General features: G+C 67.0%; 17 protein-coding genes. 8 read left to right on the forward strand and 9 right to left on the reverse strand.

Features of this window, described 5'->3' with window-relative positions:
• The first annotated feature begins 131 nt into the window (after positions 1-131).
• Positions 132-1,382, forward strand: coding sequence for an MFS transporter (locus CFB43_RS20640; protein ID WP_089458739.1), 1,251 nt, complete (start codon positions 132-134; stop codon positions 1,380-1,382).
• 44 nt (positions 1,383-1,426) lie between these two features.
• Here the strand turns inward: CFB43_RS20640 and CFB43_RS20645 are convergent, their stop codons facing one another.
• From CFB43_RS20645 to CFB43_RS20680, 8 genes are all read right to left on the reverse strand, one after another.
• On the reverse strand, positions 1,427-2,437 hold the full coding sequence (locus CFB43_RS20645; RefSeq protein ID WP_089496361.1) for an inorganic phosphate transporter: 1,011 nt from the start codon (positions 2,435-2,437) through the stop codon (positions 1,427-1,429).
• Between the two features lie 13 nt (positions 2,438-2,450).
• On the reverse strand, positions 2,451-3,077 hold the full coding sequence (locus CFB43_RS20650; protein ID WP_089496362.1) for a DUF47 domain-containing protein: 627 nt from the start codon (positions 3,075-3,077) through the stop codon (positions 2,451-2,453).
• A gap of 37 nt (positions 3,078-3,114) precedes the next feature.
• Positions 3,115-3,936 carry a 2OG-Fe(II) oxygenase family protein gene (locus CFB43_RS20655; RefSeq protein WP_179254874.1) on the reverse strand — a complete coding sequence of 274 codons (822 nt, stop codon included), beginning with the start codon at positions 3,934-3,936 and terminating at the stop codon, positions 3,115-3,117.
• 936 nt (positions 3,937-4,872) lie between these two features.
• Complete coding sequence (locus tag CFB43_RS20660) at positions 4,873-5,232, reverse strand: YbjQ family protein (protein ID WP_089458737.1); 360 nt, start codon at positions 5,230-5,232, stop codon at positions 4,873-4,875.
• A 263-nt stretch (positions 5,233-5,495) separates the two neighbouring features.
• Positions 5,496-6,749, reverse strand: a complete 1,254-nt coding sequence (locus CFB43_RS20665) for a M20/M25/M40 family metallo-hydrolase (RefSeq protein ID WP_089496364.1) — start codon at positions 6,747-6,749, stop codon at positions 5,496-5,498.
• 80 nt (positions 6,750-6,829) lie between these two features.
• On the reverse strand, positions 6,830-8,542 hold the full coding sequence (locus CFB43_RS20670; RefSeq protein WP_089496365.1) for a M36 family metallopeptidase: 1,713 nt from the start codon (positions 8,540-8,542) through the stop codon (positions 6,830-6,832).
• 489 nt (positions 8,543-9,031) lie between these two features.
• Positions 9,032-9,976, reverse strand: a complete 945-nt coding sequence (locus CFB43_RS20675; protein WP_089441811.1) for a GlxA family transcriptional regulator — start codon at positions 9,974-9,976, stop codon at positions 9,032-9,034.
• Positions 9,977-10,103: 127 nt separating this feature from the next.
• Positions 10,104-11,066, reverse strand: a complete 963-nt coding sequence (locus CFB43_RS20680; protein ID WP_089496366.1) for a helix-turn-helix domain-containing protein — start codon at positions 11,064-11,066, stop codon at positions 10,104-10,106.
• A gap of 244 nt (positions 11,067-11,310) precedes the next feature.
• On the opposite strand from CFB43_RS20680, the gene CFB43_RS20685 reads away from it, so the two are divergent.
• The 6 genes from CFB43_RS20685 to CFB43_RS20710 all read left to right on the forward strand — a co-directional run bounded on the left by CFB43_RS20685 (position 11,311) and on the right by CFB43_RS20710 (position 15,283).
• Complete coding sequence (locus CFB43_RS20685; RefSeq protein ID WP_089496367.1) at positions 11,311-12,468, forward strand: amine dehydrogenase large subunit; 1,158 nt, start codon at positions 11,311-11,313, stop codon at positions 12,466-12,468.
• Positions 12,469-12,475: 7 nt separating this feature from the next.
• Positions 12,476-13,030 (forward strand): MauE/DoxX family redox-associated membrane protein, encoded by a 555-nt coding sequence (locus CFB43_RS20690; protein ID WP_089496368.1) that lies wholly within the window; start codon positions 12,476-12,478, stop codon positions 13,028-13,030.
• Positions 13,027-13,659 (forward strand): methylamine dehydrogenase accessory protein MauD, encoded by a 633-nt coding sequence (gene mauD, locus CFB43_RS20695; RefSeq protein ID WP_089496369.1) that lies wholly within the window; start codon positions 13,027-13,029, stop codon positions 13,657-13,659. Before CFB43_RS20690 ends, mauD begins: the two co-directional genes overlap by 4 nt.
• Positions 13,660-13,698: 39 nt before the next feature.
• A complete protein-coding gene (locus CFB43_RS20700; protein WP_089485178.1) occupies positions 13,699-14,244 on the forward strand; it encodes a methylamine dehydrogenase light chain in 546 nt (181 codons plus the stop codon).
• On the forward strand, positions 14,241-14,741 hold the full coding sequence (locus CFB43_RS20705) for a c-type cytochrome (protein WP_089496370.1): 501 nt from the start codon (positions 14,241-14,243) through the stop codon (positions 14,739-14,741). The genes CFB43_RS20700 and CFB43_RS20705 overlap by 4 nt, the downstream gene beginning before the upstream one ends.
• A 101-nt stretch (positions 14,742-14,842) precedes the next feature.
• Entirely contained in the window at positions 14,843-15,283 is a 441-nt protein-coding gene (locus CFB43_RS20710) for a c-type cytochrome (protein ID WP_226203222.1), read from the forward strand.
• Between the two features lie 49 nt (positions 15,284-15,332).
• Here CFB43_RS20710 and CFB43_RS20715 read toward each other — a convergent pair whose 3' ends face one another.
• The gene (locus CFB43_RS20715; RefSeq protein ID WP_089496372.1) at positions 15,333-15,782 is read right to left on the reverse strand and encodes a DMT family transporter; all 450 of its coding nucleotides are present in this window, start codon (positions 15,780-15,782) and stop codon (positions 15,333-15,335) included.
• Between the two features lie 121 nt (positions 15,783-15,903).
• Here CFB43_RS20715 and CFB43_RS20720 point away from each other — a divergent pair, with 121 nt between their 5' ends.
• A complete protein-coding gene (locus CFB43_RS20720; RefSeq protein ID WP_089496373.1) occupies positions 15,904-16,782 on the forward strand; it encodes a LysR family transcriptional regulator in 879 nt (292 codons plus the stop codon).
• Positions 16,783-16,814 lie beyond the last annotated feature (32 nt).

Below are 16,814 nucleotides of genomic sequence, written 5' to 3' on the forward strand. Positions count from 1 at the left end.
GCGGCCCGTTTTTCGCGGTTGGCATATCATCGCGCTTTGGCCGCGTCGGCACCGTTGTCGCGCGCACGCGTCGGCGTGCGCCGTCGTTTCTCGAACGGTACCGGCGCGCAGCGCCGCCTGCCGAGACCTCGATGACCGACTCCGTGCCCGACCCCAGCCCTTTATCCCCGTTACCCGCCAACCTGTTCCGCCATGTCCCGTTCCAGCGTTTCTGGGGCACGCGCGTCATGTCTTCCCTGGCTTTCCAGATCCTGTCGGTTGCCATCGGTTGGTACGTCTACGCGCTCACGCACAGCGCATTCGCGCTCGGTCTCGTCGGCCTCGCGCAGTTCGTGCCGATGTTCGCGCTGACGCTCGTCGTCGGGCAGGTGGCCGACCGCTACGATCGCCGGCGCATCGCGACGATCTGCCAGGGCGTCGAGGCGCTGGCCGCCGGCGTGTTCCTGCTCGGTGCCACGCAAGGGTGGCTGGCCGCACCGGCCGTGTATGCGCTCGCGGCGATCGTCGGCACGGCCCGCGCGTTCGAGTCGCCGTCGGTGTCGTCGCTGCTGCCGGCCGTCGTGCCGCGCACCGACCTGCCGCGCGCAACCGCGCTGTCGACGTCCGCGAACCAGGCCGCGCAGATCCTCGGGCCCGCGTTCGGCGGGCTGCTGTATGGCGTGGGCGCGCCCGCCGCGTTCGGCACGAGCGTCGTTGCATTCGCGATCGCGGCGGTGCTGAGCGGCACGATTCCGCTGCGCAGTGCGCCGCCCGCCCGCGAGCCGGTCACGCTGCGCTCGGTGTTTTCGGGGATCGCGTTCATCCGGCGCGAGCCGGCGATTCTCGGCGCGCTGTCGCTCGACCTGTTCGCGGTGCTGTTCGGCGGCGCGACCGCGCTGCTGCCGATCTACGCGCGCGACATCCTGCAGGTCGGCCCGTGGGGGCTCGGCGCGCTGCGTGCGGCGCCTGCGGTCGGCGCGCTCGCGGGCACGCTGTGGCTCACGCGGTTCCCGCTGAAGGGGCGGCCGGGCCGCGCGATGTTCGGCGGCGTAATCGCATTTGGCATCGCGACGATCGTGTTCGGGTTGTCGCGGCACTTCGCGCTGTCGCTCGTGGCGCTGGCCGCGCTCGGCGCGTCGGACGTCGTCAGCGTCGTCGTGCGGCTGTCGCTCGTGCAACTGCGCACGCCCGACGACATGCTCGGGCGCGTGAGCGCGGTCAATTCGCTGTTCATCGGTACGTCGAACCAGCTCGGCGAATTCGAGTCGGGCGTGACGGCCGCATGGTGGGGCGCGCCCGCGGCAATAGTCGTGGGTGGCGCCGCGACGATTGCGGTCGCGCTTACGTGGATGCGGTTGTTTCCCCAGCTCACGAACATGAAGTCGCTCGAGCGCGACGCGTGACGTGGGATGCGTCCTGTGTCACGCGTACGGTCGCGTCGAAGCAATCAGAAGATCCGGTGCCCGAGCCACCATCCGCCGGCCGCGAACAACGCGGCCGCGGGCAGCGTCAGCACCCATGCCCACACGATGTTGCCGGCTACCCCCCAGCGCACGGCCGACAGCTTCTGCGTCGCGCCGACACCGACGATCGCTCCGGTGATCGTGTGCGTGGTCGACACCGGGATGCCGAGGAACGACGCGAGGAACAGCGTCATCGCGCCACCGGTTTCCGCACAGAAGCCGCCGACCGGTTTGAGCTTCGTGATCTTCTGGCCCATCGTGCGCACGATGCGCCAGCCGCCGAACAGCGTGCCGAGGCCCATCGACAGGTAGCACGCGCCGATTACCCACGCCGGCGGCGCATCGGCGGTCGCCGACGCATAGCCCGACGCGATCAGCAGCATCCAGATGATGCCGATCGTCTTCTGCGCGTCGTTGCCGCCGTGGCCAAGGCTGTACAGCCCGGCCGACAGCAATTGCAGCCGGCGGAAGCGCCGGTCGACCTTGCTGGGCGCGGTACGGAAATACAGCCACGACACACCGAGCATGAACAGCGAGCCGAGGATGAAGCCAAGCAGCGGCGAGATGAAGATGAACGCGATCGTCTTCAGCAGCCCGTCGATGTTCAGCGAGCTCCAGCCCGACTTGGCGAGCGCCGCGCCGACGAGGCCGCCGATCAGCGCGTGCGACGAGCTCGACGGAATCCCGTAGTACCACGTGATCACGTTCCAGCCGATCGCACCGACCAGCGCGCCGAAGATGACGTAGTGGTCGACGATCTCGGGGTCGATCGTGCCTTTACCGACGGTCTGGGCGACTTTCAGGTGGAAGATGAAGTACGCGATCACGTTGAACGCGGCCGCGAACACGACGGCCTGCTGGGGCTTCAGCACCCCGGTCGACACGACGGTGGCGATCGAGTTCGCCGCGTCGTGAAAGCCGTTCATGAAGTCGAATAAGAGCGCGACGAGCACGAGTGCCGCGACCATCCATAGGGCGAGTTGTATCGAATGCATCTTGTTGATTCGCTCACGCGTTTTCCAGAACGATGCCTTCGACGATGTTCGCGACATCCTCGAATTTGTCGGTGATCCGTTCGAGCAGGTCGTAGACGCCCTTCAGCTTGATGAGCGTCTTCACGTCGATGTCGTCGCGAAAGAGTTTCGAGATCGCCGATCGCAGCACGCGGTCGGCGCGGGTCTCGAGCGTGTCGATCTCTTCGCATGCCTTGAGGATCTGCGCCGATTCTTTCATGTCGGACAGCAGGTTGACCGCGATCTGCGCCTGCAGCGCCGACTGCACGACGATGTCGGCGAGTTCGCTGGCCTCCTCGGTGACCGACTTCAGGTCGTAGACCACGACGGTGGTCGCGACGTCCTCCATCAGGTCGAGGATGTCGTCCATCGTCGTGACGAGCTTGTGGATCTCGTCGCGATCGAGCGGTGTGATGAACGTCTTGTGCAGCAGGTCGATCGCATCGTGTGCGAGCTTGTCGCCGGTTCGTTCGGTGGTCTGGACGTTGGCCATGGCCAGCTCGGCATCGTCGAGATTGTCGAGGAGCATCTGAACCTCGCACGCGGCGAGGACGATGTGCTGCGCATGCGTGTCGAACAGGTCGAAGAAACGGTTTTCGACGGGGAGGAAACGTCCAAGCATGGATTCTCCGGAGAAAAGATGGGCGGGATGACGCGGGTCAGGCCGCGCACGGGCGGCGCAGCGCGCGGTTGCCGAACGCGACGTGCCGGCCTTCGGCGAGTGAGCGCAAGTCCAGCGGCCGCTGGTTGACGATCGTGCTGGCGTGCCCGGCCGACAGGTCCGGATTGACGAAGTACATCAGCGACTTGCGCGGTGTGCGTGTGCGCGGGCGTTCGACGGCGTGCTGCATCGCCGGCACTTCGCCGTCGGTGAGCGCCTCGAGCAGTGAACCGGCCAGCACGATCATTTCGTCGGGCCGCGGCAGCGCGGAAAGCGGCGACGAGTCGGGGAGCAGGACCAGGCCGGGTGCGGTCGGCCGGATGAACGACAGCAGGTGGCCGTCCTCGTGCGGATCCTGCAGGTACGCGCGGTCGTGGCTGCCGGGATGCCGCTCGTACGCGCAGAACTGCAGGTACGAGCTGTGCCGGACCGGCGGCTGCGGCGTACCGCCGAGGTTGTCGCATACCGCATCGAGCAGGTCTTGCGCGATCGTGTGGATGCAGGCCTCGTAGGCAGCGATCTCGCGGTAGAACGCGGATTTGGCCAGCGCAAAGCCGTGATGCGCGTCGCGCCGTGCAACCCAGTAGCAGAACCGGTCGCACAGATCAGGGCGCTCGGGCGTAAGCGAGTACTCGAGCCCGAACGGCAGGAAGCCGTCGGTCTGGTCGGGAAACGAGAACGCGTGCTTTTGCTTGCGATCCAGCTGGTCATAGGCGGCCGCGAGGCGGTCGAAATGCGTGAGCAGTGCGCGCGGCATCTTGAAGTAGACGTAGCTGTCGCGGATCAGTCGGGTGGCTTGGAGTTTCATACGGTTGTACATGGTGTTCTCCCGGTACATCGGACATGGCGTGGTGCCGAACGGCGGGCATTGCCGCATTGCCGGCGCATGAGAAGGCGGGGCGTGGTGGCGCGACCCGGTCGGCGTCATCGCGTCGTGCGTGACGAAGCCGCCGTGGATCGACGTAAATGACCGGCAGGGTGGCGACGCGGGAGAGTGTCCGGGCGGCCGTCGTGTGCGAACCGGTGCTGTCGGTTCGGCTGAACGGAGAGATCGAGTCGTTTCATGCGTGCTCCAGGCGCCGGACTGCACACGGCGGGAGCGTCATGACGTCAACGACGGACGAGCGCTTCCCGCCGCGCCGCGTCGGGCGCGATCGGCTGATAAGAGGCTGGGAGTCGAGGGTTCGCCGGGAGGGCGTGCGAACGCGTGCCGGCGCAGCTTAATCGGCTAGGGTCGTCGTCCATTTCGAACTCCTGTCTATTGGCGTAGCGCGTGCGTGAACCTGGGCCGTGCACGCGCGGGCATGCAGCCGGACACACGCACGCGACGCGGGTCACGTACGGATGCCGCTCGCGTGTCGAGCGGCGACTGAATTGTCGAGTACGGGAATTTCGGATCGACGGTAGGCCGATCCTGAAAGACGCCGCATCCTGCTATCCCGGGATGCGGCAGAAGACAAGGCTCTGCGAAGCTTCCTCAGGCGGCAGTCAGGTTGGTGCAGGACCAACTACAACTCGCATCGGTAGGCACAGAAGCCTCCATGAATGAAAACGAGTGCGATGGTAAGAGGGAACCGCGCGGCGCGTCAATCGAAAACTTCGCGTGGTTTTCGCGCGGGGTTCGCCTGCCCGTGGCGTCGGCGCGGGCGGGCAGCGTTGCCGATGCACCGGGCCGATTTCGGCATATCGGGCAAGGCCCGTCGGGCCGTGACGGCGGCGCGGTTTTCGTGCTCCGCGCCGGCGCCAGCGCCGGGCCTCACGCGGGTTCGACGATGACGGCCGTGCCGTAGCAAATCACTTCGGTCACACCCGAACCGATCTCGGTCGAGTCGTAGCGCATCGCGACGATCGCATTCGCGCCGAGCTTGCGCGCATCGGCGAGCATCTTGTCGAACGCATGCTCGCGCGCCTTCTCGCACAGCGACGTATAGAGCGTGATGTTGCCGCCGAAGATCGTCTGCAGCGACGCACCGAACGAGCCGACGATCGAGCGCGAGCGCACGATGATGCCTTGCGCGACGCCGAGCGAGCGGACGGTCGTGTGGCCGGGCAGGTCGAACGCCGTCGTCACGCGAGCGGGCGAAAGATCGTCGAGGGAGCGGGGGGTATCGGTCATGGCGGGACGTGGGGAGCGGAGTGGTCGAACGACGATTCTATCCGGACGCGGACGCGAAGCCGGCAGCGAGACGTGAGCGATATCGCGATGTCGCCGGTTGTCCGCTCAGGCGGCGGCATTCTTTAACAAATGTATCGGCGAGCGCCGGCAGCGGCCATTGCAGCTGCGACGAGCATGCGTCGTTACCCGATCCTGACGGCGCGCGTTCGACCGAAGTCGCCGGGAAGGAAGCGCGCATGCCCCACCTTCCCGGCAGCACGCCGTCAGGGCTTCACGGACGTCCCGCCATCGCCACCGAGATCGACCGCGTAGGCGAGCGCCAGCTTGCCGAACTTCAGCGCATGATTCGCCTGCCGATCCGAATTCTCCAGCGTGTCGTTCACGGTATGGATATACGGACTGTCGTTCTGGTCGGCCTCGAACGGGAACGACGCCGGATACCCTTGCGCATTCCACGACGCATGATCCGAGCACGCATACCCGCACTGCGACGTGCCGATCGCGAGTTCCGGCAGGTAGGTCTTCGCCAGGTTCGTCAGGTAGGTGTTCTGCGACGCGTTCGTGTAGTCGGTGATCAGGTAGATATCCTTTGGATCTCCTTTGTAGTTCGTCATGTCGAGCTGCAGCACGCCGACCACGTTCGCATTTTGCGTGCGGAACTGCTTCGCGATCGCTTTCGAGCCGAGCAGCCCGGCTTCCTCGGCTGCGTACCCGACGAACTTGATCGTGCGCTTCGGCTTGTAGTGGTTCGCCAGCAGCACGCGCAGCGCTTCGGTGAGGCTGGCGATGCCCGACGCATCGTCGTCCGCGCCGGGCGAGCGCGTGTTCTCCGTCGTGCGGCCGACCGTCGAATCGAGGTGGCCGCCCAGCACGACGGTACCCGCGGCCGGATCGCTACCGCGAATCGTCAGGATTACGGATTTCTGCGGAAAGCCGGTGTGCGCGAACTGTTCGACGGTGATGTCGGCGCGCGAGCCCGCCAGCTGCTTCCACTGCAGTGCGAGCCAGTCCGATGCGGCGACGCCGTGCGACGTCGTGTAGTAGCGGTTCGTGAAACCGGACAGCGACGTGATGGTGCCGACGATGTTGCTGGCCTGCAGCTGCTGGATCCACGTGCCGATCTGCGGCGCGTTCGATACCTTGTACACGGAGGCGGCGGCCTGTTTCGCGAGCGTCGGCGGCAACGGCTGCAGTGCCTGGCGCGCGTCGTCGAACGAGTCGTGCACGACATAGCCGGGCCCGTGGCCGCGCGTATGGTGGATGGCATGGGCCAGCTCGCCCAGCCGTGAATCGTCGATTTCGACGACGTGAACGACTTCGCGGCGCGCGGCGCCGTCGGCCGTCTTGCCCGCGTCGAGGGTCGTGCTGTACCGCGCGGTGGCGCCGGCGTCGATGCGTTGCAACTGGCGGAACGCCGCGTCGCCGAGTGTGATCCACACCGGCGTCGCATGCGCGGCGGCGGTCAGCAGCATGCCGCCCAGCGCGGCGCTCAGGCGGGTCAGTTTCAGAGTAGGCATGTTCGATCTCGTGAGGATGGCGATGTCGAGGAAAGGGGGCGCACCGCAGGTCGTGCGACACGCCCACGCCTGCTGCGGAATTACGACTTCTTCGGTACGGTCACGCCGTACGTGCAACTCTGGTTGTACGCATTGCCGATCGCGGTGAGCTGCGCGCTGCTGTAGCCGAGCGCGGACGCTGCCGTCAGCACGGCCTGCGCGGCAGCCTTCTGGTTGGTCGAGCTGTTGGTCATCGACAACCCTTTCAGGAACGCCTTGTCCATCGCCTGCGCGCCGATCGCGTCGCGTGCGACGAGGTTGCACGACGCCCAGTACTGGCCGGCCGTATGGATCTCCGCGCCGCGTGCCTGCGCGTAAGTGCGCCCGACATTCCAGTTGGTCACGCGGCCGCCCCAGAACTCGTTGTGGCCGTCCCAGTTGTAGACCCAGTGGTATTGTGCGTCCGACGGGCTCCACTGGTTGAAGTCGCGGCTGTACGCGGCGGCGAGATAGTCGCCGGTGCCTTCCGACAGCCCTTCCTGTTGCGACAGGCCGCCGTTCGTCACCCAGTCATGGATGCCGTGGCCGAGCTCGTGGATCACGACATCCGCATCCTCGGCATCGTCGACGCCGCCTTGCCCGAAGGTCAACCGGCCGCTGCTCGACGAATACGACGAGTTGTCGTCGCCCGATTCGCCGTGCGGGTCGTACTGCACGCCGCCGGTGTACTGGTACGGCAGCGCCTTGATGCCGAGCGTCTGGTTCACGTAACGCAGGAACGTGTCGATGTGGTAGTACGCGTTCACGGCCTCGAAATACAGGTTGCCGCGCGTGAACTCGAACGCGGGCGTCGACTGCACGGGGCACGCCTTGTCGAGCGGCGCGTCGAAATCGATGCACGACGCGTACGGGCCCGACAGCGTGTAGCGCCCGCCCGACTGCGCGAGATCCTTCAGGGTCACGCGCACGCGTGCGGCGGTGAGCTGCGACGAATCGGCGTCGTTGTTGTCCTTGAATCCCGTGCTGCCGTAGCTGCTCTTGGTCGGCGACAGCGGGTCGGGCCGGAATACGAAGCCCGTGCCGTCGGTCGCATAGAACGCCTTGTCCTCGGCGCGCAGCACGTCGCCGCTGCCCGAGTCGATCAGCAGTTCCCAGTCGCCTTTCGGGCCGTCGTTCGGGCGGCCGCGCACTTTCCACACGGTATGCGTGCCGGTCTTGTCGACGAACGCGACGAGCTGCGCATCGAGGTTCGTGAAGCCGCTCACGCCGAGATACGCGCGGGCGCGGTCGAGCGCCTGCTGCTGGTCGACGGCCTGCGACTTGCGCGACGTCGCGACCACGCCGTTGATCGTGTTGCTCGCGACGTACAGGATGCGGCCGTCCTTTGCGACCGTCACCGCGATATCGCTGCCGTACACGGGCAAGCCGGCCGCCTGCTGCTGCAGGCGCACGACGGTGAAGTCGGCATCGCTGCGTTCCGACGTGACGACGAGGCTCGCAAGCGCGGTCGCGTCGAGCCCGAGCTGCGTGGCTTGCGACGCGACGAAGTCGCGCGCGGTGGCGGCGGGCGTCGTGGCGGTTTTCTTCGCGCGATACGCGGGGTTGTAGAGCGTGACGGCGACGCCGTCCGCGCGGAACTGCCCGGCGGCCGTATCGGCCTTGGCGGCCGGCGGCGCGACGCCGCGCGTCAGGCTTTCGCGCAGGCTCGTTGCTTGCGGGTTCGACACTTTCGTATCGGCCGCGGTGCCGCCGACGATGCCGAAACCGAGCGCGAGACCCAGGGCGAGCGGCAGTGCTTTGCGTGATGTCTGCATACGTGATCCTCATCTCAACGGTTGGATACGCCCGCGCGTTCGTGGCGCGCAGGCACGACACGGCCCGCGCGCCGGCGCGATGGCGCCGGTGCGGCGAAGCGGTGTTGGGAGCGTCGACTGACTAAGGAACCCTAAATGTCAGGTCGAAAAGAAACAGGCAGGCGAAGAGGGGGAGAAGCGGGAGAAGAAGCGAACGGCAGGCTGGTGCGGAGACGGCGAAGCGAGCATCGTCATGTCATACCCCTCGGATCGGATCGATATCGGTGGCAGCCCGCGTGGCGCGACGCACGTCGCGATGCGGCATGCATGTCGTTAGGCTGCCTATCTAACTTTTTTTGGTATGTTACAGAATATTTTCAACGACATTCCAATTTATTTTCGACGACCGCTTCGGTCCGTCGATCAATCTCCGGCATTGTTCAGCGAGCGGCGGGAATCGCTGCCCGAACGCGCAATTCCGCGCCGGATTGTGCGTGAAACCGGCGACGATCAGCGCGTCGCGCGCCGGTCGTTGCGCGGGCTCAGCCCGAATCGCGTGCGATACGTGCGCGAGAAATGCGACGGCGATTCGAACCCGCATGCGACGCAAACCGACGTGATGCTCATGTCCGTCTGCTGCAGCAGTTCACGCGCGCGATCGAGGCGCAGGTTCAGGTAGAAGTGCGTCGGCGTGTCGTTCAGCGTCGCGCTGAACAGCCGTTCGAGCTGGCGCCGCGTGATCGACACCTCCTGCGCGAGCGCATCGGAGCCGAGCGGGTTTTCCATGTGCCGCTGCATCGTGCCGATCACCTGGATCAGCTTGCGGTTGTGCACGCCGTAGCGCGCGGCGATCTCGAGCCGCTGGCTGTCGGAGCGCTGCCGGATCCGGCTGACGACGAACTGCTCGGAGATCGCCGCCGCGAGATCGGCGCCGTGCCGCCGCCCGATCAGGTCGAGCATCATGTCGATCGACGCGGTGCCGCCCGCGCACGTGATGCGCCGGTCGTCGATCTCGAACAGCTCCTGCGTCGCGTTCAGCCCGGGGTAGCGTTCGCGGAACGCGGCCAGTGCTTCCCAGTGCAGCGTGAGCGGCTGCGACGCGTCGAACAGCCCGGCTTCCGCGAGCACGAAGCTGCCCGTGTCGATGCCGCCGAGCGTTGCACCATGACGGTGCTGGCGGCGCAGCCAGTCGCCGATCGCGCGGGTGTAGCACACGAGCGGATCGAAACCCGCGACGACGAACACCGTCTCGACCTTGTCGACCTCCGCGCACGCGGCCTCGGCGGCAACCGGAATGCCGTTGCTCGCCGCGACGGGTGCGCCGTCGGCGCTGATCACGTGCCAGCGATAGAGCTCGGTACGAAAGCGGTTCGCGACGCGCAGCGGCTCGACCGCGGACATGAAGCCGAGTGCGGAGAAGCCGGGCAGCAGCAGGAAATGGAAATCCTCGGGCATCGGGGCAGGAGATGGAATCCGGTAGTCGTCGCGCATCGTGCGGGGCGGCGGGCGGCCGGGCAGGCGCCGCGGCCGGTTCGCGCGCGCCGAACGGTCAGCGGGAGATTATCGCGGGTTTTGCGCGGGCTCAGCGCGTTTTTGCGTCGCGCACGGCCCGGCGCGCGGTGGTCGACGGCAACTCGCCGAACTGCGCCTTGTACGCGTTCGCGAAATGCCCGAGATGCATGAAGCCCCAGCGCGCCGCCGCGTCGCTGATCGGCAGGTCGGCCTGCCGTGTATCGAGCAGCATCCGCCGCACTTGCGACAGGCGCAGCGAGCGCACGTAGTTCAACGGGCTGGTCTGCACGACCGACTGGAAGCTGTTCTGCATCGTGCGCCGGCTCACGCGCAATTGCGTGCACAGGCTCAGCACGTCGACCGGCGCTTCGGGATGGCCGATCACGTAGTCGTGCACGCGGCGTACGATGTCGGCGCGACAGGCGTGCGTGAGACGGTTCGAAGGCTCGGGAATCCGGTACGTGAGGAGATCGACGAGCACGTTGCCGATCTCGCCGCGCAGTTCGCGCTGTGCGCGTGCGTCGCGGTAGGCATCGGGCGCCGCCAGCACGCGCTCGAGTTGCGTGGCGACCTGCACGCTCGCGCGCATCAGCACGGCGGTGGGCATGTCGACGACACCGCGCCGCAACGTGGCTTCGTCGACGCGCACATCGGCGGCATCCTCGACCTGCTGCATCAGCGCGCGATCGGCGACGACACCGATCAGCGACATGTCGTCGGGCGAATGCAGCTCGAACGGCGCACCGCCGCGCGCCATCACCATCGTGCCGCGCTCGATGCGCGCACCGCCGAATGCGAATGCACCCGAGCCGGTGAGCGGCATGCCGAACACCGTATGGTCGTGCGGCAGTCTTCCGCGCTGGATGATGCGCACGTTGGCGGTTTCCTGGAACAGCTGCATGCCGTCCAGCACCGCATGCTTGACCGCGCTGCGATACGCGCCGGAGCCGATCTGGTCGTAGCGCTGGTTCCAGCCGCGCAGCGCCTCGGCATGCCGGTCCGCGTCGTCGAACCTCTCGTGAATCACGAACACGGCGCCTCCGGGTGGATCGATCAGGACCGCGCAAGATTAAACCGACCGCGTGGTCGGCGCAATAAGGGGGAGCGCTATTTCGCGCGCATGGGTCAGAGGGTCGGAAGCGTCCGGCCGGCGCGGCTTTCAGGCGGTTTTCCAATATCCCGAATCGGCACGCACGCGGTGCCGGTCCGGGTGCTGACCGGATTTATTGTCGAACTACAGTCGCCCCACATCACGTGATTCCCCAACTGGAGGCGACATGAGGACAAGGCGACGAACCGCGGTGTTCGCGGCGACGCTGGCGTGCGCGGCGGCATGGGCCGGCAGCGCGAACGCGACGGAAAGGCCGGAGGAACTGGTCGTGCAGAAGATGCCGCCATGGCATCCGCACGAGGTCTATATCGTCGACATCTCGATGCCGTCGATGACCGACGGACGCATCTACGTGTACGACGCCGATGCGAAGAAGCTGCTCGGCCAGATCGACGGCGGTTTCGGCCCCGGCTTCGCGATTTCGCCCGACCACAAGACGAGCTTCGTCGCGACGACCTACTTCTCGCGCGGCTCGCACGGCACGCGCACCGACGTCGTCGAGATGACCGACAACACGACGCTCGATCATGCGGGCGAGATCGTGATTCCAGCGAAGCATGCGCAGCATGTGCCGTCGCCGTACAACACCGCGTTTAGCGCGGACGGCAAGCGGCTGTACGTCGCGAACATCACGCCGGCCGCCTCGCTGACGGTGATCGATGCGGTGTCGAAGCAGGTGCTGTCGGAGATCGATACGGCGGCCTGCGTGCTCGCCTATCCGTCGGGCAACGACCGCTTCACCGCGCTGTGCGAAAGCGGCAAGGCACTGACCGTCACGCTCGATGCGAACGGCAAGGAAGCGAAACGCACGATGTCGGAGGCGTTCATCGACGTCGACAAGGATCCGGCGTTCGTGAACGCGTCGCGCTACCACGGCGACTATCTGTTCACGACGTATGGCGGCAACGTGCGCAGCGCGGATTTCAGCGGCGACCAGCCCGCGTTCGGCAAGACGTGGCCGCTCGTGACGGATGCCGAGCGCGCCGAAGGCTGGCGCCCAGGCGGCATGCAGCAGACGGCCGTGCAGGCCCGGCAGAACCGCTACTACGTGCTGATGCACAAGGGCGGCGACGGCTCGCACAAGGATCCCGGCACGCAGGTGTGGGTGGTCGACCTGAAGTCGAAGCAGCGTGTCGCCCGCTGGGATCTCGCGCAGCAGAAGATCGATCCGCTCGTGTCGATCCAGGTCAGCGAGGACGACAAGCCGCTGTTGTACGGGCTGACGGCGACGTCCGACCTCGTCGTGATGGATGCGCGCACCGGCAAGCTGCAGCACGTCGAAAAGCAGATCGGCAACACGTCGTCGCTGCTCGTCAACCCGTGAGGCCGCGATGACACTCGATCCCGTACTTGCCACCAGCGCGCAGGCCGGCGCCGCCGTCGTCGTGCTGCTCGGCGCGTTCGCGAAGATGCGGCGGCCCGTCGCGTTCAGCCAGGCGCTCGCCGGCTACCGGCTGCTGCCCGACGCGCTGACCGCGCCCGTCGCGTTCGCGATTCCGCTCGCGGAAGCGATCGGCGCCGCGGCGTTGCTGTTTCCCGATACGCGCACGGCCGGCGCGATCGGCCTGATCGCGTTGCTCGTGGCCTTCGCCGTCGCGATTGCGATCAATCTCCTGCGCGGCCATACCGACATCGACTGCGGCTGTTCCGGCTTCGCGGCGGCGCGCGCGGATGCGCCGCGCGGCATCGGCTGGCTGCACGTCGGCCGCGCGCTGCTGCTCGCCGCGCTGGCCGCGACCGCGCTCGTCGAACCGGGTGCACGCGCGGTCGTGTGGTTCGACTACCTGACGCTGTTCTTCTCCGTGCTGCTGATCGTCTGCGCGCTGCTCGCCGTCGACGTGCTGCTCGCCAACGCCCCGCGCCTTTCCCACCTGAGGAATTCATGATGCAAACCGCTCTCACCGTTTCCACCGCCCTGCTGTGGGTGGCCGTCCTCGCGCTCGGCGCGATCTGTCTCGCGCTCGTGCGCCAGATCGGCATCCTGTACGAACGCATCATGCCGGCCGGCGCATTGATGATCGACAAGGGGCCGGCGGTCGGCGCGATCGCGCCGACGTTCGAACTGACCGACATTCGCGGCGCGCAGGTGAAGGTCGGCGGCTTCGATGCGTCGGGCAAGGCGACGCTGCTGTTCTTCCTGTCGCCGACGTGCCCCGTCTGCAAGAAGTTGCTGCCGCTGCTGCCGTCGCTGCAGGCAAGCGAAGCGACGCCGGTGAACGTCGTGCTCGCGAGCGACGGCGATATCGACGAACACACGCGCTTCGCGCGCAAGCACGACCTCGGGGGCTTCCCGTACGTGCTGTCGCAGGAGCTCGGCCTCGCGTACCAGATCGGCAAGCTGCCGTACGCGGTGCTGCTCGACGAAACCGGCACGGTGCGCGCGAAGGGGCTCGTCAATACGCGCGAGCATCTCGAGAGCCTGTTCGAAGCGAAGGAGCGCGGCGTCGCATCGCTGCAGCAGTTCGTGCACGGCGATCACGGCCACGACCACGACGCGCACGCGCAGCACGCATGACCGGCCGACCCTCTTTCAAACTCAAGGGAGAACAACGACATGGGCCTGTTTGATTCATGGTTCGAGCGGTCGGCGCGCGGCGTCGCGCAGCACAGTTCGCGGCGCAGCGCGATGGCGAAGCTCGGCAAGGTGCTGGTGGGATCGGCGATGCTGCCGCTGCTGCCCGTCGATCGCACCGCGTATGCGGCCGATGCGGCATCGGGTGCATCGGCCGCGTCCGGCGGCGCCGCATCGGCGGCAAGCGACGACCCGATGAGCTGCGACTACTGGAAATACTGCGCGATCGACGGCTGGCTGTGCAGCTGCTGCGGCGGCACGTCGAGCAGTTGCCCACCGGGCACGACGCCTTCGCCGATCACGTGGATCGGCACCTGCCGCAACCCGCACGACGGTTCGGACTACATCGTGTCGTACAACGATTGCTGCGGCAAGACGTCGTGCGGCAAGTGCTTCTGCAACCGCAACGAGCGCGAGAAGCCGCTGTACAAGCTGTCGCTGAACAACGACATCAACTGGTGCATGGCCAACGGAAATTCGAACTATCACTGTTCGGTTTCGGTTCTGCTGGGAGCGGCAAAGCAATGAAAGGGATGCAAGCAGGAAAGTTCGTCATCGCATGCATGACGGCCGTGACGGCCTTCGCGTTGCCGGCCGCCGCCGGCGCGCAGGAAACCGTGCATTACCCGGCCGGCAAGAGCCTGTTCGACGCGCAGTGCGCGGTATGCCACCAGGCGGGCGGCAAGGGGCAGGACGGCCTCGCGCCGCCGCTGACCGATTATCCGGGCAAGTATGCGACGGCCGAGCCGGGGCGCGCGCAACTGGTCGCAACGCTGCTGCACGGGATGTTCGGCGAGATCAGGGTGCGCGACAAGAGCTACAACTTCAAGATGCCGTCGTTTGCGAGCGCGAGCGATGACGACATCGCGCACGCGCTCAACTACGTCGTGTTCGATCTCAACGCGCAGCATGGTGATGCGAAGCCGTTCATGGCGGCGGATATCCGTGCGGCGCGCGCGAAGGCGATGGACGGCACGGCCGTTCATGCGCAACGCGAAGTGGTCATCAAGGGGCTCGGCCTGTGACGCTCGCGTGCGTGCCCCGTGTTGGCGATGACGCGGCGCGCACGCGCTGCGCGGAGTCGTCGCGGCTCGGCAGCGTGTCGCGTCGGCTGTCGTCGTTGCTGATGCTGGCCGGAGCAGTCGCGGGTTTGACCGCGGCACCGGTGCATGCCGAAGGCGCGGCTGACGCGGCGCTCGCGCGCCAGCACTGGGTGCTCAACTGCATGGGCTGCCACACGGCGACGGGCGGCGGCATCCCCGGCAAGGTGCCGCCGCTCGCCAACTCGCTCGGCTATTTCACGCATCTGCCGGCCGGGCGCGAGTACGTGATGCGCGTGCCCGGCGCGTCGAATTCGGCGCTGTCGGACCAGGATCTCGCCGACGTGCTCAACTGGGTACTCACCACCATGAACCGTGACGCACTGCCGCGCGACTTCAAGCCTTATACGGCCGCCGAAGTCGCCGCGCACCGCCGTCCCGCGTTGTCCGACGTCGCGACCGTGCGCGCCGGCCTCGTGCGCGCGTTGCAGGCGCGCGGGATCGACGGCGTCAACGATCGCTACTGACTGACTCATTCGGGAAATCACGCGCATCCGGCAGCAATCCGCGACGTCGTCACGCCCGAACCAGCACCACCCCGAGAATGAGGCACGCCGCGCCGGCCAGGCGGATCGGGCTGGCCGCATGCTGCTGGATGCCGAGCACGCCGAAGTGGTCGAACACGAGCGCGCCGGTCATCTGCCCGACGACGATCAGCGCGAGCGTCGTCGCGGCGCCCAGTCGCGGCACCATCAGGATCGCGATGCCGACGAACACCGCGCCGAAAATGCCGCTGGTCCAGCTGAACCATGACGCGGCGCCGGTAATGGTGCCGGTGCCGCTCAAGCGCGGATGCGGGGTCAGCAGCGCCACGACGAGCATCGCGGCGAGGCCGACGAGATAACTGACCGACCCGGCCCACCACGGCGAGCCGAGCTGCGCACGGAGGTTGGCGTTGAGCACCTGTTGCAACGCCACGCTGACGCCGGCGGCGACGACCAGCAGATAGGACAGGAGAGTAGTCACGACGAGGCAGGCTCCGGCGAAGTGGCCGTGACGGTGGCTCCGGCACGACAGGCTTCCATTCTGGAAAGCGCGACGGTATAACGCAAATATCAAATCGGGCGCTTATCCATCTCTTTTCGGCATGCCATCCCTGAGGCAAATCCAGTATTTCCTGACCGTGGCCGATCTCGGCGGCTTCACGCCGGCCGCGAGCGCGCTCCACGTCGCGCAGTCGGCGCTCAGCCGGCAGATCGGTCAACTGGAAGACGAGCTGGGGTTTCCGCTATTCGACCGGGAGCCGAGAGGGGTACGGCTCACGCCGGCCGGCGCGCTCTATCGCGATCGCGTGGCGTCGATTCCGGCGACCCTGGCCGCCGCGGCCGACGAGGGCGCGCAGTTGTCGCGCGGCGAAGCGGGCGTCTTGCGGCTCCTGCATTCGAGCACCGTTCCCGTCGGCAGCCTGATGCCGGTGCTCGAGCGCTTCATGCGCGCGTGTCCGGGCGCGCGGATCGATCTCGACCGCGCGTCGTCCGAGGATCAGGTGCTGGAGATCGCGAACGGCAACGCCGATATCGGGATCGTTCGTCTGCCGGTGCTGCGCCGCGATCCGCGCGTGCGCTTCGTCGAGCTCGCGGCCGAGCGTCTGTGCGTGGCGGTGCCGGCCGATCATCCGCTGGCGGGCCGCAAGCGTATGGCGATCTCGCGGCTGCGGCACGAGCCGTTCGCATCGGCCGTGTATCGGGAGCGGGGCGGGCTCGCGCGCGTCGTGATCGATCTTTGCTTGAAGCGCGGCTTCGTGCCGGCGACCGCCCGGATCGTGTCGCCGAAGACGTCGATGCTGAATCTCGTCGCGGCCGGGCACGGCGTCGCGATCGTGCCGGAACGGATGGCGAGTCTCGGGATCGATGGGGTCGTCTTCGTGCCGATTTCGGATGAAGACGCCAGGTCGGTGTGCGCGCTGGTGTTGCCGGTCGCGCCGACGGTGCTGGCGGACGCGTTCGTGCGGGTGATCGGCGAATAAAAAAACGCCGACCCGTAACGTAACGGGTTGGC

The sequence above is a fragment of the Burkholderia sp. AU15512 genome, assembly GCF_002223325.1.
In the GTDB taxonomy this organism is placed as follows: Bacteria; Pseudomonadota; Gammaproteobacteria; order Burkholderiales; family Burkholderiaceae; genus Burkholderia.